This window comes from Aquimarina rubra (assembly GCF_042684305.1).
Lineage (GTDB): Bacteria > Bacteroidota > Bacteroidia > Flavobacteriales > Flavobacteriaceae > Aquimarina > Aquimarina rubra.
Genome location: NZ_JBHULE010000008.1, coordinates 124,649 through 143,717, shown reverse-complemented (window position 1 = coordinate 143,717; position 19,069 = coordinate 124,649). Strand labels below are relative to the sequence as shown.

Genomic DNA, 19,069 nt, shown 5'->3' with positions numbered 1-19,069 from the left:
ATATTTTAAAGGGCATTTACATAATTCTTTTTGTACTTTTTTATAGATTTCCAAATACTCTGTACAGATCTAAGGATATCTTTGTCTCCTTCTAAACCTGTATTCATAAAGAATACCGCTCCTATTTCATCTTTTTTATTAAAATACATAAGCGTCAATATACCCGGATCAGATCCGTTGTGTCCCATTTTTCCGGAAGAAGATACTCCCCAAAAAAATCCATAATTATCTTTTAATTCTTTTTTACTATTAAATTGTTCTTTGGTTACCTGCGGTGACATCATATTCTGAAAAGATGATGTTTTAAGAATACTTTTTTCTCCGTAATACCCTTTCATTAAACCTTGGAGATATTTAGATAAATCTTCTATACTGCTTCTAAATCCGCCATCGGGATAGGTAATTAATTGATATCTTGGAATTTTATTTCCTGATTCTGTATATATAGAAGCATATTGATCTTTATCAACAGATGTATAGGACCAACCTGAATTTTTCATTCCTAAAGGATCTAATATGTATTGTTGTGTATACTTCGGAAAAGAAGTATTTGTTGCGATTTCTATGATATATGCCAATAAAGCGGATCCAACATTAGAATATTCAAATCTATCTCCGGGTTGATGCTTTAAAAAATTACGCTGATCATACCATTTGCCTTGAGGAGTTAGATGATTTTTAAGAAAGTTTTCAAGGCTATATTTCTTATTAGTCCTCATCATCTTCAATTCTTTATATTCTTTTTTAGTGAAGCTCTCTTCCTTTAGTTCTACTCCTTCTTCCAAAACATAACTTTTTTCATATGCATCGGTATCCAAAATAGAAGAGGTATGCGTAGCAAGATGCTTTACAGTAATCGGAACTTGTGAATATTTAGGGTGATTGATCTTAAAGGGCAAAATATCATTGATAGGTGTATCTATAGTTATTTTACCGTCTTCAATTGCTTTCATCAAAGCTATCCCTACAAAAGTTTTAGAAACGGAACCTATGTTTTGTATTGTTCGAGGGGTATATTTTTTCTTTGTTTCAATATCTGCATAACCAAAACCGTTTTGATAAAGTATTTTATCGCTGGTCATTATAGAAACTCCAAAACCAGTAATTTTACTAGTTCTATATATAGAATCTATTTCTTTTTGTAATTGATCTACTGACGTTTGTGCGTTGATACAAAATGACACTGCTATACACAGAATAACACTTAATGTCCTCATAATTTTTCGTTTTTTGATTGATGATTGATGATTGATGAAATTTGTTTATTCTAAGTTAAATGTGAGACCAACTCCTCTCACGCTTTCAATTGTTATCTTTTTATCTTGTTTAAAATACTTTCTTAATCTACTGATAAATACATCCATACTCCTTCCTGAAAAGAAATCGTCATTTCCCCAAACGTCGTTTAGCAGGTTCTCTCTCTTTATCATTGTATTCTTATGATCGTACAGATACTGGATTAAAATCGTTTCCTTTTCTGTAAGTTTTTGTCGTTCTCCATTTAGTTTTAAGCAATGATTGGTTGCATCAAACTTATAATCGCCTATGGCAATAATTTCTTCTCGTACCGCCTGAACCCGTTTAGATCTTTTTAGGATGTTCTGAAGTCTTAGAACCAAAATATCTGCTTCAAAAGGTTTTACGATGTAATCATCGGCTCCTAGTTTTAATCCCCGGATTTTATCCTCTTTCATTTTTTTTGCAGTAAGAAAAACAAATGGAGTTTCCGGGTTGATCTCTATTACTTTTTCTGCCAATGTAAAACCGTCCATTTTGGGCATCATCACATCAAAGACACAGATATCAAATTCCTCTTCAGAAAAGAGTTTCAAAGCCTCTTTACCATCTTGTGCCCAAACCACTTTATATCCGTGAAGCTCTAAATATTGTTTTAAAATACTTCCAAAATCAAAGTCATCTTCTGCTAGTAATATATGCTTCATACTTATGCGTTTACAGGTACTATTATTGTAAATGTAGTTCCTAAATCAGGTTTACTCTCTAAAGAAATTGTTCCTTGATGTGCCTTAACGATCTGACTCGTATAAAACAATCCTAACCCTAAACCTTTCACATCATGAATATCTCCTTTGCTGACACGATAAAACTTCTCAAAAATCTTACGTTGTTCTTTTTCTGAGATTCCAATTCCATTATCATGAATAGATATCTCATAATGATCATCTCTAAGGTATGTTCTAAAAACGATTTCTACTTTTTCTTTGCCGTATTTTACAGCATTATCCAAAACATTTAGTAAGGCCGTAGTAAACATAAATTTGTCAATGCTTAAATGCACTTCTCTAAATTCAATCTTGGATGTGATACTGACATTTTTATTCTGTACTGATAATTCAAAATCCTTCAAAACGTTCTGAAAATAGGTATCATCTAATATTTCTTCTTTTTTAAGCACTATTTCTTCAGAACCCAAACTATTAGTAACTACCTGATCAACAAGCTTCTGCAACCTACTGTTCTGACGATCTAGAATATCCAGTGTATTTGAAAATGCGTCTGGAGAATTCTGTATTTCGGGTTTTCTTAAACTCTTAGATGCAATTCCTAAAGTCGCCATTGGAGTTTTAAGCTCGTGCGTAATATTATTTATGAAATCAGTTTTTATATCTGCTAATTTCTTCTGACGGATCAAATTCCTGATAGAATAGAACATCAGACTCACTACAAAAAGAAGTAACAGTACAGAAAAGACAAATAAAGTAGCCATCTGTTTAAACACTATTCGTTTCCAACCTATAATATTGATATAATCTACAGTTCTCACTTCTATGTCCAAAGACATTTTGATCGATCCTTCATTAATTTCGTTTTCATAATCCAAATCCGTAAACCAGCGAGCTTTACTCATGACTACTTCATCTTTCTTAGGAAATTTTTCTCCAAACGCATATATGTTTTCCCCATTCGAAGCGGAAAAAATGGTATCCATCTTTTCATCTTCAAAAATCACAATACTTTTAATATCCTTTTTATACTGTATGTCATATTCTAAATTGCGGCTTGCTATTTCTTTTTTGTAATATTGTATAAATAGGTCATTTAAAGAATCTGCTTTAGGTTTAAATCTATTTAATGCCTCTTTTTTCTGGATATTATTTTGCTTATACTCAGCAAGACTTTTACTTAAATACGTATACCAGAGCTCCGCTAAGGAATCCATCTCTTTAGTATTATCAATGTTATTTATAGCTCTTTTTGTTTCCCTTATAAATACATCCTTCTTTAGTTGATATGTATTATGTATTAGATACGCCTGTATCCCACATAGTGCCAACAAAGCTATGATTGATGTAATGATGAGTGTATTTACTTTCTGCTTCATTATAAAGATGTATTAATGATATCAATCGCTTTTTGTAATTGATCTTGGGTATCTAAGATATAATGTTTTGGGCTAAAATCTTCTCTAGATATTCCATTAATATGAAATAACTTTTCTACCGGAATCTGAAATCCAATGTTAGTTTCTGGCAATGTGTAGTTATAGATAGCACCTAATAAATCTCCCATATCTGTACCTACTATTTCTGCTCTATTCAATCCATCAAAACCAATCGTAATTCCTTCTCCCATACTACCAGTCCATCTGCCACAAAGAACAACCAATGGCTTTTCATACGTTTTCCCTCTTGGAGAAACCAATTCAATTGTATTTCTCTTTACTCCGTATAACTTTTCTTCATAAATAAAGCTATGACGTTGATAAGGAGCTTCTTTTGTTATAAATCTTCCCATAATAGCTCGTGCCACCGTTGTGTTTCCACCACTAGGGGTATCTCTAAGATCTAAAATAAGTCCATTTGTATTTTTTACATCATCCAAGGTCTTATCGAAAACCTGAATTGTATTGTTATTTCCCAAAGAATTATTGATTTTTATATATCCAATATTATTGTCAATTATGTTTGCGTCTACGAGCTTTGCTGGTCTATTATTCTTTACATTTTCAATATTGAATGTTAATGGGCCATTAACATTGATACTCCTTTTCGAATTGTGAGTTCCGGCCAATAACAGATTTCCTGCATATTCATACATTTTGTCAGTATATGTCTCAACACTTTTAGGTAAAAATCTTTTTATCGCTTCAGAAATTGGAATACCATTGTACCCAGTTACTTCCATTCCTAGTAATAAGCCGGATTTTTCTGCCGGAAATCCTTCTCTAATTGCAGATACCATAAAACTATCATTCTTATAAGATACCCATAAATCGGTTCCTGTTGGGATTACTCTGCTGGATGAAGCCAGGTTTGTATTAAGACCTATATGACCATTGTAAAGCTCATTATTAGTCATTTCTAACAAACGAATAAAATCACCATCATTTTGTATTGTATCTACAGAAGGTTGATAAATCCTTCTTACTTTATTCCAGTCTGTTTTCTGAATATCAAAATATCCAAAATATTGATCTATTGTATTCCAATAATAATCAAAGTCTTTTTGATACTTTGTCTGTCCATACGTACAGGAAACTATAAACAAAATGATGGTGATTCTTAGCATTACTATTCGCTTTTTGATTGTTGACAAGATCAAAAGTATAGCAAACCGAGTATGAAACCGAGAAATTTATAACCGTTAACCCACCGTTAACGTTAATACATATTTACCCAGTTATAAAATAACCCGTTTAAGGAGATAAGTTAATAGAGTATCAAAAGGATTAATTATTACATTTGCGAACTAATCAACTTTTCTTTTCATGCAAGCCTATTTAAAGCTCATTAAATTTGATAATCTAATCCTGATTGCCATAACGCAACTATGCATCAAATATGGTCTTTTTCAACCTTTCGACATTGCAATTACTTTAAATGGTTTCGGAATTTTTCTTTTGGTAATTTCTACAATCTCTTTAGTTGCCGCCGCTAATGTGATGTTCGTAATTCAGGATAAAGAAAATTCAAATTCAAAAGGAATTCTTGGAGGAGCAATATCTGAAAAAATTGCGAACCGACTATTCATAATTTTTAATGTAATCGGTGTCGGTATAGGTTTTTATCTCTCAAATATAGTGGGCAATCCTAAACTAGCTGCGCTGTTTATAGTTGTCTCCGGTGTTTTTTATATTTATGCTACCTATTTAAAAGAAATTCTCATACTCAAGAATGTTCTCTTGGGTCTTATGATGTCTCTTGCGTTGATTGGTGTTGCCATTTTTGATTTGCTTCCTGCCATTACTGAGCAGAATAGAACTTCTCAAAAAGTTATCTTTTTAATTATTGTAGACTACTCTATTTTTGCATTTGTTATTATTACTATAAGGGAAATGGTAAAAGACTGCCTGATGATGAATAGAGATCATAATGCTGGTATACAAACCCTTCCGATCGCTATAGGAAAAGATCGTACTGCAAAACTTATAAGTGGATTGACTACAATCCCTATTGGATTGATTATCTATTATGTATATACCTACCTTTTTAGTAATTCTATTGTTGTTGTATTAGTTTTAGGTCTTTTGGTCGCACCTTTATTATATTTTATGTTTAGGAGTTGGAATGCAGAAAACGATAAAGATTTTAAAACGTTGAGTTTTATCTTAAAAATCGTCTTGTTTTTATCATCCCTATCATTATTACTATATCAATTTATTTTACTGTAAGATATGCTTAGAGAATTATTAAAAGATCATCACCTTATTCTAGCATCAGGATCGCCCAGAAGACAACAGTTTTTTAAAGATCTGGATTTGGATTTCACCATTCAATTAAAAGAAGTAGAAGAAGTTTACCCAGATCATCTAAAAGGCTCTGAGATATCAGACTATTTAGCAAAGCTAAAAGCAGATGAATTTACAGAACTACAGCAAAATGATATTTTAGTGACCAGTGATACGATCGTTTGGCATCATCAAAAAGCTCTCGGAAAACCCAAAGATGCAAAAGATGCCAAGAATATGATCGCTTCTCTCTCGGGGCAGACACACGAGGTCATTACGTCTGTTTGCTTTAAGACTACCACAACTACCAAAATCATACATCAAATCACTAAAGTTACTTTTAAAAAACTTTCTAAAGCAGAAATTGATTATTATGTAGATACCTTTACGCCTTTTGATAAAGCGGGCGCTTATGGCATTCAAGAATGGATTGGTTATGTAGGCATCACCCATATAGAAGGTAGTTATTTTAATGTTATGGGATTACCTGTTCAACTTGTTTATGAAACGTTAATAGCAATTGCCAAATCATAGGTTTATTGTACTTTAGTTCATACAAAATTGCTTTTAAAAGAATCGATTTAGTGATGGGATGATTACTAAAGAGATTTACGTAAAAATCAAAAAAAATACTATGAAAAAGTCATTGCTCCTATTCGGAATATTGGGTGCTTTGATATTTATTGCTTGCAGTAATATCAAAGCAGAAGAAAATAATAAAAATGTAGAAAAATCAGCAACAGAAAATTTGGATTCTACTCTAGAAACTGCTAAAGAACTTTCTTCAGCTTTTAAAGAATATTGGTATGCCGGTAATGCCGAAATCACCTCTTATAAACTAGAACAAGCCAGATATGGTGAGTCCAGAGAAGGAAAGGCCGTTCTTATTTATGTTACCGAAGATTTTTTACCTAAAGAACAGGTAAAAGCCGATTACCAAAATGCTAAAAATATTCCGGTTCTAAAGTTAAATGCTACTAAAAAGTTTAATACCGGAATTTATCCATATTCAATTATGCAGAGCACTTTTTATCCGGTTGCAGATAACCAGCACGCGATCAAAGTATCGAGCTCTATGCAAGAATGGTGTGGACACGTATATGCTCAATTAAATAATAGGGCAACGTATGATATCATATCACACTCGTATTTTCAGGGAGAAGCAGATCAGGATTTTTCATTAGAAAAGGATATTCTTGAAAATGAATTATGGACAAAAATTAGAATCGACCCTGATAATCTTCCGCAAGGAGACTTAAAAATTATTCCTTCTTTTGAATATTGCAGGCTTAAGCATAAAGAGATCAAAGCATACTCGGCAAAAGCTACCTTACAAAAGAATACCACTACTAGTGTTTATTCGATAAACTATCCTTCTTTAAACAGAAATATTAGCATCACTTTTAATAGTGCCTTCCCATACGAAATCGAAAGCTGGACAGAAACGTTTAAAAGTGGTTTTGGGGCTAACGCTAAAGAATTAATCACAAAAGCTACGAAAGTTAAGCTCATCAAATCACCTTACTGGAACAAAAACAGTAATAAAGATGAAGTTTTACGACAAGAATTAGGACTTTAAACAACATTACTAACAATTACACTAAATAAAAATCATACTATTATGAAATTAACTGAAACTGAAATTGCCTCTCGACTAGAAAAAATGGATGGTTGGGAATATGAAGATAATGCCCTTCATACGTCATTCGAATTTGAAAACTTTAAAGATGCTTTTTCAGCTATGTCTCGAATTGCTTTTGAAGCCGAAGCCCTGAACCACCATCCTGATTGGTCTAATGTGTACAATGTGGTAAATATTACCTTATCTACCCATGATGCTGATGGTGTTACCGAAAAAGACTTTCAACTTGCCAAGGCAATCGACGGAATTGTAGAAGAAGAGTAAAAATTTAAATCGGAAATAAACTTCCACTTGTGAAACTTTTGGTTTCTACTTATGTTTGTATTCAGATTTTAAATTTAGATTATGGGAAGAGCTTTTGAGTTCAGAAAGGCACGTAAAATGAAACGTTGGTCAGCAATGTCCAAAGCGTTTACTCGTATAGGTAAAGATATTGTCATGGCAGTAAAAGAAGGTGGTCCTGATCCAGCTTCTAATTCACGTCTTAGAGCGGTGATACAAAATGCAAAGGCTGTAAATATGCCAAAAGACAATGTAGAACGAGCTATTAAAAAAGCTTCTGACAAAGATCAAAGTGACTATAAAGAAGTACTGTTTGAAGGATATGCTCCGCACGGAATTGCAATCCTGGTAGAAACTGCTACGGATAACAATAATAGAACAGTTGCCAATGTGAGGTCTTATTTCAATAAGTGCGATGGTAACTTAGGCACGTCTGGTTCTGTAGAATTTATGTTCGACCATACCTGTAATTTTAGAATTAATGGAGAAGGACTTGACCCTGAGGAACTAGAATTAGAATTTATTGATTTTGGTGCAGAAGAGGTGTTCCAGGATGAAGATGGAATATTGATTTATGCTCCTTTTGGAAGTTTTGGTGCAATCCAGAAAGAATTAGAAAACAGAGAAATTGAAATTTTATCTTCTGGTTTTGAGCGTATTCCACAAGTGACTAAAAAACTCACTCCAGAACAAGCTGCCGATGTAGAAAAACTTTTAGAAAAGATTGAGGAAGATGACGATGTACAGAATGTTTATCACACCATGGAAGAATCTTCTTAAAATCAAGGGAAATAATCAACAAAAGTTAAAGTTAAAAAAGAGTTAAATTAAAATTTGACTCTTTTCTTTTTTTGTCTAAATTCGCGCCTTAATTTTAAAAAACCCAAAATGAAAAAAATTACATTTTTATTCGCATTCGTTTCCGCTTTAGCACTAACTTCATGTTCAAGTGACGACGATGGAGCGACTATTGAAGTTACTAATCAGATTTCTTATGCAGGAACTTTAGTTGACGTTTCTTCAACATCAGTTGAAGATTATGGTACCACACAAATAGAAGGTCATTATAACCTTGATTTTTACTTAAATGGAACCAATGATGGTATCGCCTATGAATTTTATGTTGAACTTTTTTCTCCAATTACAGGAAATGAGTTCGTATTTACTCCTGGAACTTTCAGTTTTCTAGCTGAGACTCCAGAAACTCCAGCTTTTCATTTTGATATTGCGACATTAAGAGTTGATGGAGTAACTTACGATGCAGTTGGTGGAACTGTTACTATTTCTGGTGGAGAGAATAATAATTACACGATTGTTGCTGATATACAATTGGATAACAATGAAATGGTAACTGTAAGTTTTTCTGGTACTTTCACAGAATAATAACTAACATTTTAATAAATTATGAAAAGACCGCTTAACCAGGCGGTCTTTTTTGTTATGTTTAATATATCTTTTCGACCTAATTAAAAAATTTCACAATTATGAAGCAATGGATCTTTTTGGTATTTCTTTCTATGGGAATATTTTCTCAGGCTCAAAACATGAACAACGATACATTAGGCGAAATTATTACCAAAAAAGCAGATACACTTGGCGGAATACCGGGAAACTGGCAGTTTGTGTATAAAGAAACTGCGATGTTGTGTATTACGGATGCAAAAAATAATAGAATGCGCATTATAGCGCCTATCATGGAATCTAGCAATCTTGATAAAGATTTATTATTGGATTCAATGACCGCAAACTTTCATTCGGCACTAGATGTTAAGTACGCAATTTCTAATGGGATTCTTTGGTCTGCATATGTTCACCCATTGAAGGAACTTAGCACAGAACAAGTAGAAAGTGCAATATCTCAGGTCTATCTTGCCGCAAAAACTTTTGGAACGACATTCTCCAGTACGGAATTACTATTTGGTGCAGGCTCTTTGGAAGAAGAACATAAAAAAGACCCTAAAAAAGAAATCATTAAAAAAGAAAAAACTCGTAAATTCTAGGCTTCCGGTTCAAAGCTGTATTCAGGAATCTTTCCTTTTACACCTTTAAAAAAACCGTACATAAACTCTAAATCTTTATCAATATCATCTGTTGGGTAAAACGCCGAAGACACCACTACTCTTTTCTTCCCAAAATCAAAAGCGACCATAATAACAGGTACATTGGCGGCTTTTGCGATATAATAAAAACCTGTTTTCCAAGTAGATACTTTTTTTCTCGTTCCTTCTGGAGCTAAGGTTAATCTAAGTTCGTCACGTTTTTCAAACTCTTTTGCAATAGCTTCTACTTTATTCTGACCAGGAGTTCTATCCAGGGCAATTCCTCCAACTTTTCTAAAATACCATCCAAATGGCCATTTAAAAAGTTCTTTCTTCCCCATAAAACTGATCTTGACTCCTGCTATTTGCCTTACTAACAACCCAATATAAAAATCATGCCAACTCGTATGTGGCACTGCAATGACTACACATTTTTTAACATTATCGCCATCAAAATCTCCTATCATCTTCCATCCCATTATTTTGTAAAATATAAAAGATGATAATTTTCTCATGGTTGTTTAATTATGAAATTTAGAGCTATAAAGTACGATAAATCGATTTTAATATATCAGCATTCATTTTATCCTGCCAGTTTTTACCTAAGGCGTTTTCCCATAATGGTACTAAACCTAATGCGACAGATACCATAGTATCCAATTGTTCTTCGGTTACATTAGCGCAAATTCCTGTTGGCAGTTCTATATCGTGAACCTCTTTCATTTTCTTAAAGAGTGCAACACCTTCTGGATAATAATCTCCAAGTTTATCAAATACAATACAGTTTCCTATACCGTGCTTTGTTCCTAGTACATAGGCTAATCCATAACTCATAGCATGGGCTACTCCAACTTGAGAATAGGCAATGCTCATTCCGCCGTGCCAGGAAGCCATCATTAATTTTGCATCTGCCTCTTCTCTATCTAAAGAGTCTTCTAAAAATATTTCTTTACAAAGATCCAATGCTTTTTCTCCATAGCTTTGGCTAAAGGCATTCAAATAGGTTCCGTTTAGGGATTCGATACAATGAATATAGCAATCCATACCTGTATAGAACCACTGATTTTTTGGCACGTCTTTAATTAATTCCGGATCTAGAATCACCTGATCAAAAGGAGTGAAATCAGAATTAATACCCAATTTTTTTTCTGGTCCCGTTAATACTGTAGTTCTGGAAACTTCAGCTCCTGTTCCAGAAATTGTAGGGATTCCTACGTGATACACAGCTTTGTTATCTACAAGATCCCAACCCTGGTATTCTGTAGCACTACCTGTGTTATTCATCATAATAGCCACTGCTTTTGCCAGATCCATAATCGATCCTCCTCCAATACCGATGATTCCGCTTGGAGTAAAACTATAAGTGCTCTTAAATTCTGAAACAAGCTCGTCTACTTGCGATGTTTTAGGTTCTTCTTGGGTCGATATATATACTATTCTATCATTCCCAGATAGCCGTATTCTGTCTTCAATAAACGTTTTATTGTTTTCAAAAACATCATCAATCAGATAAATAAACGGTGCTCCATTTTTTCTTTCTGAAGAAAGAATTTGTCCTAGTTGATTAAAAGAACCTTTACCAAAAACCACTCTTGGTACCATCGGGAAATTCTTATGAATAGATTCTTTAATCTTAGGAGTAGTCGTAGATGTAATGTTCAAAAGATTTTGTTTGTTAATTAGTTTTTTTGCTTTTTCTAAATCTTCCGGGGTATCTATTTCCACACCTTCGTGATGTGTTTCTATCATTTTGATATTCTTACCATACTCAAGATATCTAATACATTCTATTTTCTCAGAAGCTTCTAAGGTTCTCATCGGTAGGCGATAAAAATCCAGAATAGCTTGTTTTCTAAATGCATAGATTCCTTTATGCTTGTAATAGGTATGATTTATTTCTTTATCTCTGGGATACGGTATAGGAGCACGAGAAAAATAAAGTGCATAATCGTCTTTATCCACAATTACTTTTACACTATTAGGATTCACGATATCATCCCAATCACTCATAGGTGTCATTAAACTTGCAAGATCAATCTTATCGGCATCATCTCCTTCAAAAACCTCTAGCACCTTTTCTAAACTTTCTCTCTCTGTAAAAGGCTCATCACCCTGAACATTGACTACGATATCAATATCCATATTTTCTACAGCCTCTGCAATTCTATCACTTCCGCAATCGTGTTCTTTAATACTCATGATTGCTTTACCGCCATGTGATGTTATTTCATTAAATATAATCTCACTATCGGTAACCACATACACTTCGCTAAATAATGCGGTACTTACTGCTGCTTCGTATGTTCTTAGAATAACAGATTTACCTTCGAGATCCTGCATTAATTTTCCAGGGAATCTGGACGCAGCATATCTCGCAGGGATCATTGCGATCGTTTTCAGGTTAGTTTTGTTCAAAATTGCTTGCTTTTGCAGGGTCAAAAATAACTTTTTTAAATCGATTTTCAAGAAGAGCGAGCGAATAGTTTTTTATAAACTTTTCTTAAACCAAAAAATAAAACTATTAAAAAAACTATCGCCAATAGGGGTAAAAATATTGATAACACAGACATCACTGTTGCTGTTCCTGTTTCTGCTGTAGCAATCACCGGATTGGCCAAACCTCCTGTCGTTGCTGTAGAGGTTAATCTGGATGCGCCCATCGTACTTTTTACGGTTGCTGCGGTTCCTCCTCCTGCAATAATCGCTAAAGCCCAGGTTACAACAGGGCTTAAATTGGCTACTGTTGAGACCATAACAGCAGTTCCTGCTACAGCGGCCAGCGGAATTGCAATCGTATCCAGTAAATTATCAAACCAAGGGATATAATACGCTAGAATTTCGATAACCGTAGCAACAGATAATACAATTAACGCTGTATTGCTTCCAACCCATTGCCAATCGCCATTGAGAGGAATCACTCCATAATGCCCGGCTAAACTTACCGCCAATAATGGTAAAAAAACTCTAAATCCAACAGAAGCCGCCAATCCGACTCCAAGGCATATACTTAAAATTGTTTCTTGCATTCGTAACGCTATTTAATTCTCAATGAAAAAATCGTCCTTAAACCCTATAAGATACAGTTTTTCTTTCGCTCTTGTCACCGCAGTATATAACCAACGTAAATAGTCTTTATTGATTCCTTCAGGCAAATACGGTTGTTCTATAAATACGGTATCCCATTGACCACCTTGCGATTTATGACAGGTAATTGCATAAGAGAATTTTACCTGTAGACCGTTAAAAAACTTATTGTTTTTCACCCCAAGAAACTTCTTATATTTTGATTTTTCTCCTTCAAAATCCTTTAGTACTTCCTGATACAATTTATTAGACTCTTCATAGGACAAAGAAGGACTCTCTGAAGTCAATGTATCCAAAATCAACACTGTTTCTAATGGTTTTTGATCAGGATAATCTACCATAGAAATTTTAACTTCTGCAAAACGAAATCCATATAATTCTTTGATCGCATATATTTCGAGTATTTTGATAATATCTCCATTGGCTATAAATCCTGCTTCACTTTTAGTATCTAACCAAAAATAGTTGTTCTTTACCACCATTAAATAATCTCCAGCAGAAAGCTCGTCTTCCTGAAAGAGTATTCTGGAACGAATCTGCTGGTTATAGATATTGGCTCTTTTATTGGATCTCAATATGATCACAGATTCTTCGTGACCGGCGCTGGCATAAGAATCATTTAGAGCATCCATGATATCATGCCCGTCTATTAATCGTATGATATCCGGATATCCTTCAATATTAAATTGAAAGGATTCATAAAATCCATCATTCAGCAGTTCTCTTAGGGATGTCGCATTCATTAGTATCCCACTATTTTCTGCCTGTCTTACCACTTCATCCAACTCTATTTGAGTTACTTCTTTGTTAAAACCCATAGATAGGGTATCTGGATCTAATGCTGGACTTACCTCTAATTTTACCGGTGGTAACTGGGCTGTATCTCCTATAAAAAGAATTTTGCAATTATGACCGGAATACACATACATCATTAGATCATCTAACAAAGAACCATTCTCAAATAGTTTGCTATCACTAGGCGTATCCGGTATCATAGAAGCTTCGTCTATAATAAAAATGGTATTCCTACTCTTGTTTTGTTTTAATTGAAAGGCCAAGCCTCCACTACTTGTTTTTTTTGGATAATAAATATTTCTGTGTATGGTTTGCGCCTGTCTGCCTGAGTAATTACTAATTACTTTGGCAGCACGACCTGTTGGCGCTAATAAAACAGAATTTAACTTAGCTTTCCACAGATTTTTGACCAAAGTACCTATTAATGTGGTTTTTCCTGTCCCTGCATATCCTTTAAGCAAAAAAAGACTGTTTTTAGTACCAGATAATATAAAACTGGCAAGCTTCTGTAGTACAATATCCTGTTTTAGTGTAGGTTCAAAAGGAAAATCATCTTTCAGCAATTGATAAAACTCTGTTTCCCTCATGAAATATTGGTGTTCCTTAAATCCATAATCTGTTAATAAATCAAAGATAGTAATGATTTTTTGGCTATAAACTTTTACGATTAAAAAAAAATTGTAGATTTGCGTATACACTAATGTCTAAAAGCTAAATTATAAAATGAAAATTGTTCTTCAACTAGTTCTATGGGTAATTATCGCAGCCTTGGGTTACATGGTATACAATTCTGTAATGGGTCCTGTACGATTCAACAAAGTTAAAAAAGTGCGTTATGCAAAAGCCATCGAAAACCTAAGAGATATTCGACAAGCAGAACTAGCTCATAATACAGTAGTAGGTAGATTCGAAAAAGATCCTGCTAAACTAATTGCTTTTATAGATACTGCTAAATTTACACTAACACAGCGTAGAGATTCTAGTTTTATCAGATTTAATAAAATCTTGCAAATTGACGAGCCAAGAGATACCGTTGTAGTGGATACACTTGGTTATGCGTCTATCAAAGATTCTTTATTTGGAGGAAGTGATCGTTATAAAACAATGATGAATGTTCCTATCGAGGGAGTCGATGCTAAATTCGATTTGGATGCTGGTTTCATCGACAAAAATGGAATTAGAATCAGTGTTTTTGAAGCTAAAGTTGCTAAAGATGTTTTATTACACGACCTAGATAAAGATTTATTATATCAGGAAAAGCAAGTGGTTTCTGTAGAAGGTGTGGATGGACCATTTCTATCTGTAGGTTCTATGCAAGAAGTTAATACCACTGGTAACTGGCCTAAAACCTATGATTCAAACACAAAACAAGAGTAATACTTCAGGTACTACAAAATATACATTGTCCATTCAGGTGAGCCTGAATGGACTTTCTTTTTGCACCGTAAATACTGATGGTGAAATTACTGCTTTAGAACAAGATGATTTTGGGATTCATTTATCACCGGAACAAGTTCTGGATAAAATCAAATACACTCTTGATCACAATCCCAATCTTCAATACGAATTTGATACCGTAGAAGTAATTTATCAGAACGATTTATATACCTGTGTTCCTAAAGCTTTATTTGATAGTGAATCGCTAAAAGATTATCTAAAATATAATATCAAAGTATTAGAAAATGATTTTATAGCATACGATGAATTAGACCAACACGAAATAGTGATCGTTTATATTCCGTATACCAATATAAATAATTTCTTTTTTGAAACTTTTGGTTCGTTTACATATAAACACGCGGTAACCATACTTATTGACAATGTTTTGGCAAAGGAAAAGAATAGTGAAACTACCAAAGTATTTGTCCATATGAATTCCAGATCATTTGATCTGGTGGTTACACAAAAAGGAAAAATCTTATTAGGTAATTCATACATATATGAAACTCACGAGGACTTTTTGTACTATGTTATGTTTGCTGCCGAGCAATTAAGACTAAACCCTGAAGAATTTCAATTAGTTTTCTTAGGAGATATTTCTAAAAATAGTACTGCTTATGATATCGCACATAAATATATCCGTAACGTAGGTTTTGGAAGTAGAAATAAGAGTATTAATATCTCTGATAGCCTTACTCCTATTGATGATCATCAACATTTTGTTTTATTAAGTCACTTTTAGTATGCGCATTATCTCCGGAAAATATAAGGGAAAACGATTACAGGCACCAAAAAAATTACCGGTACGACCTACAACCGATATGGCCAAAGAAGGATTATTTAATATCCTCAATCATCATTATGTGTTTTCTCAAGTTACCTTACTGGACCTTTTTGCAGGTACCGGAAATATCAGTTATGAATTTGCTTCGCGAGGTTCGGAAAACATTACAGCCGTAGATGCTAATTATGGATGTGTTGGATATATAAAAAGTATTGCCAAAGAGCTTGATTTTAATATAGACACTATAAAAAGTGATGTGTATAGCTACTTGGAAAAAGTAAAAAGAAAATCTGACATTATTTTTGCTGACCCACCTTATGATTTTACCGATGCGCAGTTTGCAAAAATTGCAGCATTGGTTTTTGAGCACGATTTACTTAATGAAGATGGTCTATTAATCATAGAACATTCTAAACATACTAAACTTGATCATCTGGATAACTTTAGCAATGCTCGCAAATATGGAGGATCTGTCTTTAGTTTTTTTGAAAAAAGTGGTTCGTAATATTGTTTTTTAGGAGCACTGATAGTTCAAACGTATAAAATTACACCTTTTTAACAACATCCTTCCCCACCCCCCCCTTATAAGAGGGATTTACAAGAGTATGGAAAAACGTTTAAGAAGTCTGCCTACTAGGGAGATTTAGAGAAACTTTATACTTGAAAATTTCAAATAATCCCTCACCCTAGCCCCTGCATGACGGCGAGGCAGGCTCTCCCACGGGGAGAGGGAACAAATAGTTAGATTGGAGAATAATTCGTTACTAAAAATTATGTTTATTGCCGCTATCAAGAAAATCCTCGTTCAAAGGAAAGGAGCAAAGAGTTTCCTTTTAAACTGTGATTTAGGATAATATTTGCTCATTTTAGCATAAATACTCATCTAAATTAGAGTATATATCTTTAAAAAAATCTCATCAGGACGTATACACTCGTCCACAATATTCTGTCGACACTCCACAATAATTACTTTTGCTTTGATAAAGAATTTACATTAGAGAAATCTAATTCTTAAAACGTATAGTATGATTAACAACATCAAAAAATTAGGAACCGTTCTTACAAGAACACAACAAAAAACAATCAATGGAGGAAATATCGCCGGAAGACGATGTAATACCAATTCGGACTGCTGGGATCTTTCTCCTTTTTTAGGACCTGGAGATGTGTCGTGTAGATACTCTTCTTTTTCATCGTACAAAGTATGCCAGTTTAATTAAGAGCGTTTACTATCTTTTATTAAAACATAAAGGAGCTATATGATTGTATAGCTCCTTTATACTATATATACGGTAATAGTCACTTATTTGTCCTTTTTCTTTTTAGGGGAAACTCCAAATTCTCGTTGTGCCTTTACTTTATTATATAACACTACTAGTATTACAACCAATGCCAGTATTGCAAATCCTCCTTTACCCAATATGTAATCTATAGTCGCCATTGCTTAATTTTACACTACAGTCGACAAGGATACGCAATACTTACATTTTAGGTAGAATCAATCACCAGAAATACTAAGTGTAAAATGAAAAGTACATCTTACTACTGTATCTAATGTAAATAATACATCGATAACACTAAAAATAACGTTTTGGAGATTATCCGGACATCACAGAAGAACGTATAGAATATTCGTCTATACTGGATACGTTACTGAGCGAATGAATCTGATGCGAGGTATTGCTAATAATATCTTCATAATACGCCAAGGTTCTTGCATCAAAACCAGGTGTATCCTCTGCAGTGATCTTAAATATATCCATCTGATAGATAAAATTATTTAAAATATGGTGACTAGAAGAAAGCATTGCTTTATAAATCTTTAATTTTGCATTTTCTAATTTTATTTTCTTGACACGTCTACGCATATCAAACACCAAAAAGATGGCAAAAATACCTAAAGGAATAATAAATTTATCAAACTCATACTGTTCTAAGGTAGCTAGAAACATCAGTAATTGCTCATAAAGGTCGATTTCTAAAAAAATAGCGGAGAAATAAACGAACACAGATATTGATAATCCGATGATCGTAAGTTTGTAGTTGTTCATTGGAGGGGTTGCGAGGTTTAAAGTAATGACGATTTGTGGTTATTTAAGTTCATTATGATTTCATTTCTGGATAAAATCATATAAGGATCGATTGTTAAGCCAGCTCAATGTACAAAAAAAATACAAAAAAAGCGGTTTTACCGTAACTTATTAACAATGCACGCATAGTTATTCACAATTTGATCCTCATTTTGTCACTTTTTAATGCTCTTTTAAATTCTAAAATCGGGCTACGGTACACATACCCCATATACAACCGCAGCCCTTGATTTTTTGTAATAGCTATTCAATTAAATGCCTACCTTTATTTATTGAATGTTGCTATTACTATATGTAAGTGTCATTAGGTACACATTTGTTACTGTCGATTTTTAATTATTTTTTATTTTATTTCTAACCTGATTCATATACTACTGAATACCAATATTCTGAATATATTTTTTTGGATGTTTTAAATCACGAATTAAACTATATGTACAACAACACATTTCCAATACCACCAAGAAATGAGAAATAAGGAAACGAGACTATCTATTTGTTAAAAAATTAACATTACCATACCAGTAAGGGGTACTTATGAAGTACCCGGCTCCTACCTCTACAGTACCCAACCCCCTGTTCTTATATAGGCTGCTCCTGTGTCCAACACAAGTGACACTTAGCTCTGACACAAGTGGCACTTCTGTTTACACCTGGTCATGCTTCTGTTTTAAGTACCCCCACCCTATATTGACACTACCCTATGCGAAGCTTTTAGATACATCCACCTACTTATATAAGTACCCCCAGCGATACTCTGACGCTCATACACCTACTTATATAAGTACCCCTTCCCCACTTATGGTGGTAGGTTTTGGATACTTTGAGTTTCTTTTTGTTATAAAAATGTTAAAGAATGCTGAGGAAAAACATATAGGATTGATTTGCATTCTTAACATATTAACTTCTAACCCCTCACCCTAACCCCCACCACAGGCGGGCAGGCTCTTCCCGAGGAGATGGAACTTTTTTTATATTTGGTTTTATCAAGTTGAAGAAAACAACGTTGAATCTAATACCCATCGATAACTGGTATCACTATTTTATATATAACCCCTCAGCCTAATCCCTGCCTGACGGCGAGGCAGGCTCTCCCTAAGGAGAGGGAACTTCATACGGTTTGTTTTTTATTTGTCTATATTAGATGAGCAGAAAAACTGTTTTTGATACCCGAAACAACATTAAAAAAGTGGCTTAAATTTTGTTGTTTTTGGTATAAAACGG

At 33.7% G+C, this 19,069-nt stretch carries 21 protein-coding genes; 11 read left to right on the top strand and 10 right to left on the bottom strand.

The annotated features are described in order from the left end of the window. Positions 1 to 5 precede the first annotated feature (5 nt). From ACFSR1_RS04810 to ACFSR1_RS04795, 4 genes are read right to left on the bottom strand one after another with little or no spacing between them, the layout of a single operon-like run. Positions 6 to 1,217, bottom strand: a complete 1,212-nt coding sequence (locus tag ACFSR1_RS04810) for a serine hydrolase domain-containing protein (protein WP_378290168.1) — start codon at positions 1,215 to 1,217, stop codon at positions 6 to 8. Positions 1,218 to 1,262: 45 nt separating this feature from the next. Next, the gene (locus tag ACFSR1_RS04805) at positions 1,263 to 1,943 is read right to left on the bottom strand and encodes a response regulator transcription factor (RefSeq protein ID WP_378290166.1); all 681 of its coding nucleotides are present in this window, start codon (positions 1,941 to 1,943) and stop codon (positions 1,263 to 1,265) included. 2 nt (positions 1,944 to 1,945) lie between these two features. Then, complete coding sequence (locus ACFSR1_RS04800) at positions 1,946 to 3,343, bottom strand: sensor histidine kinase (RefSeq protein WP_378290164.1); 1,398 nt, start codon at positions 3,341 to 3,343, stop codon at positions 1,946 to 1,948. After that, entirely contained in the window at positions 3,343 to 4,530 is a 1,188-nt protein-coding gene (locus ACFSR1_RS04795) for a S41 family peptidase (RefSeq protein WP_378290162.1), read from the bottom strand. Before ACFSR1_RS04795 ends, ACFSR1_RS04800 begins: the two co-directional genes overlap by 1 nt. A 199-nt stretch (positions 4,531 to 4,729) precedes the next feature. On the opposite strand from ACFSR1_RS04795, the gene ACFSR1_RS04790 reads away from it, so the two are divergent. From ACFSR1_RS04790 to ACFSR1_RS04760, 7 genes are all read left to right on the top strand, one after another. Beyond that, positions 4,730 to 5,632, top strand: a complete 903-nt coding sequence (locus ACFSR1_RS04790; protein WP_378290160.1) for a geranylgeranylglycerol-phosphate geranylgeranyltransferase — start codon at positions 4,730 to 4,732, stop codon at positions 5,630 to 5,632. Between the two features lie 3 nt (positions 5,633 to 5,635). Then, positions 5,636 to 6,223 (top strand): Maf-like protein, encoded by a 588-nt coding sequence (locus ACFSR1_RS04785; protein WP_378290158.1) that lies wholly within the window; start codon positions 5,636 to 5,638, stop codon positions 6,221 to 6,223. A 100-nt stretch (positions 6,224 to 6,323) separates the two neighbouring features. Continuing rightward, positions 6,324 to 7,268: a septum formation inhibitor Maf gene (locus ACFSR1_RS04780; RefSeq protein WP_378290156.1), complete on the top strand. Its 945-nt coding sequence runs from the start codon at positions 6,324 to 6,326 to the stop codon at positions 7,266 to 7,268. A gap of 39 nt (positions 7,269 to 7,307) precedes the next feature. Continuing rightward, a complete protein-coding gene (locus tag ACFSR1_RS04775; RefSeq protein WP_378291358.1) occupies positions 7,308 to 7,595 on the top strand; it encodes a 4a-hydroxytetrahydrobiopterin dehydratase in 288 nt (95 codons plus the stop codon). An 81-nt stretch (positions 7,596 to 7,676) separates the two neighbouring features. Next, positions 7,677 to 8,393, top strand: a complete 717-nt coding sequence (locus ACFSR1_RS04770; RefSeq protein WP_378290154.1) for a YebC/PmpR family DNA-binding transcriptional regulator — start codon at positions 7,677 to 7,679, stop codon at positions 8,391 to 8,393. A gap of 108 nt (positions 8,394 to 8,501) precedes the next feature. Then, complete coding sequence (locus tag ACFSR1_RS04765) at positions 8,502 to 8,996, top strand: hypothetical protein (protein WP_378290152.1); 495 nt, start codon at positions 8,502 to 8,504, stop codon at positions 8,994 to 8,996. Between the two features lie 101 nt (positions 8,997 to 9,097). Continuing rightward, positions 9,098 to 9,613 (top strand): hypothetical protein, encoded by a 516-nt coding sequence (locus ACFSR1_RS04760; RefSeq protein WP_378290151.1) that lies wholly within the window; start codon positions 9,098 to 9,100, stop codon positions 9,611 to 9,613. Here the strand turns inward: ACFSR1_RS04760 and ACFSR1_RS04755 are convergent. The 4 genes from ACFSR1_RS04755 to ACFSR1_RS04740 all read right to left on the bottom strand — a co-directional run bounded on the left by ACFSR1_RS04755 (position 9,610) and on the right by ACFSR1_RS04740 (position 14,118). Then, entirely contained in the window at positions 9,610 to 10,167 is a 558-nt protein-coding gene (locus ACFSR1_RS04755) for a 1-acyl-sn-glycerol-3-phosphate acyltransferase (protein WP_378290149.1), read from the bottom strand. The two genes, ACFSR1_RS04760 and ACFSR1_RS04755, sit on opposite strands and share 4 nt — an antisense overlap. 25 nt (positions 10,168 to 10,192) lie before the next feature. Continuing rightward, positions 10,193 to 12,037, bottom strand: coding sequence for a 3-deoxy-manno-octulosonate cytidylyltransferase (kdsB, locus tag ACFSR1_RS04750; protein WP_378291356.1), 1,845 nt, complete (start codon positions 12,035 to 12,037; stop codon positions 10,193 to 10,195). Between the two features lie 77 nt (positions 12,038 to 12,114). Beyond that, on the bottom strand, positions 12,115 to 12,678 hold the full coding sequence (locus ACFSR1_RS04745) for a DUF4126 domain-containing protein (protein WP_378290147.1): 564 nt from the start codon (positions 12,676 to 12,678) through the stop codon (positions 12,115 to 12,117). Positions 12,679 to 12,690: 12 nt separating this feature from the next. Next, a complete protein-coding gene (locus ACFSR1_RS04740) occupies positions 12,691 to 14,118 on the bottom strand; it encodes an ATP-dependent DNA helicase (RefSeq protein WP_378290145.1) in 1,428 nt (475 codons plus the stop codon). A 136-nt stretch (positions 14,119 to 14,254) separates the two neighbouring features. On the opposite strand from ACFSR1_RS04740, the gene ACFSR1_RS04735 reads away from it, so the two are divergent. The 4 genes from ACFSR1_RS04735 to ACFSR1_RS04720 all read left to right on the top strand — a co-directional run bounded on the left by ACFSR1_RS04735 (position 14,255) and on the right by ACFSR1_RS04720 (position 16,975). After that, positions 14,255 to 14,908, top strand: coding sequence for a hypothetical protein (locus ACFSR1_RS04735; RefSeq protein ID WP_378290143.1), 654 nt, complete (start codon positions 14,255 to 14,257; stop codon positions 14,906 to 14,908). Continuing rightward, positions 14,883 to 15,713, top strand: a complete 831-nt coding sequence (locus tag ACFSR1_RS04730; protein ID WP_378290141.1) for a DUF3822 family protein — start codon at positions 14,883 to 14,885, stop codon at positions 15,711 to 15,713. The genes ACFSR1_RS04735 and ACFSR1_RS04730 overlap by 26 nt, the downstream gene beginning before the upstream one ends. 1 nt (position 15,714) lies before the next feature. Beyond that, positions 15,715 to 16,260, top strand: coding sequence for an RsmD family RNA methyltransferase (locus tag ACFSR1_RS04725; RefSeq protein ID WP_378290139.1), 546 nt, complete (start codon positions 15,715 to 15,717; stop codon positions 16,258 to 16,260). A 520-nt stretch (positions 16,261 to 16,780) separates the two neighbouring features. Then, positions 16,781 to 16,975, top strand: coding sequence for a hypothetical protein (locus ACFSR1_RS04720; RefSeq protein WP_378290138.1), 195 nt, complete (start codon positions 16,781 to 16,783; stop codon positions 16,973 to 16,975). Positions 16,976 to 17,058: 83 nt separating this feature from the next. Here the strand turns inward: ACFSR1_RS04720 and ACFSR1_RS04715 are convergent, their stop codons facing one another. Together ACFSR1_RS04715 and ACFSR1_RS04710 are read right to left on the bottom strand one after the other, a co-directional pair. Continuing rightward, positions 17,059 to 17,196: a hypothetical protein gene (locus tag ACFSR1_RS04715; protein WP_378290136.1), complete on the bottom strand. Its 138-nt coding sequence runs from the start codon at positions 17,194 to 17,196 to the stop codon at positions 17,059 to 17,061. 157 nt (positions 17,197 to 17,353) lie between these two features. Next, complete coding sequence (locus ACFSR1_RS04710) at positions 17,354 to 17,806, bottom strand: hypothetical protein (RefSeq protein ID WP_378290134.1); 453 nt, start codon at positions 17,804 to 17,806, stop codon at positions 17,354 to 17,356. Positions 17,807 to 19,069: the final 1,263 nt, after the last annotated feature.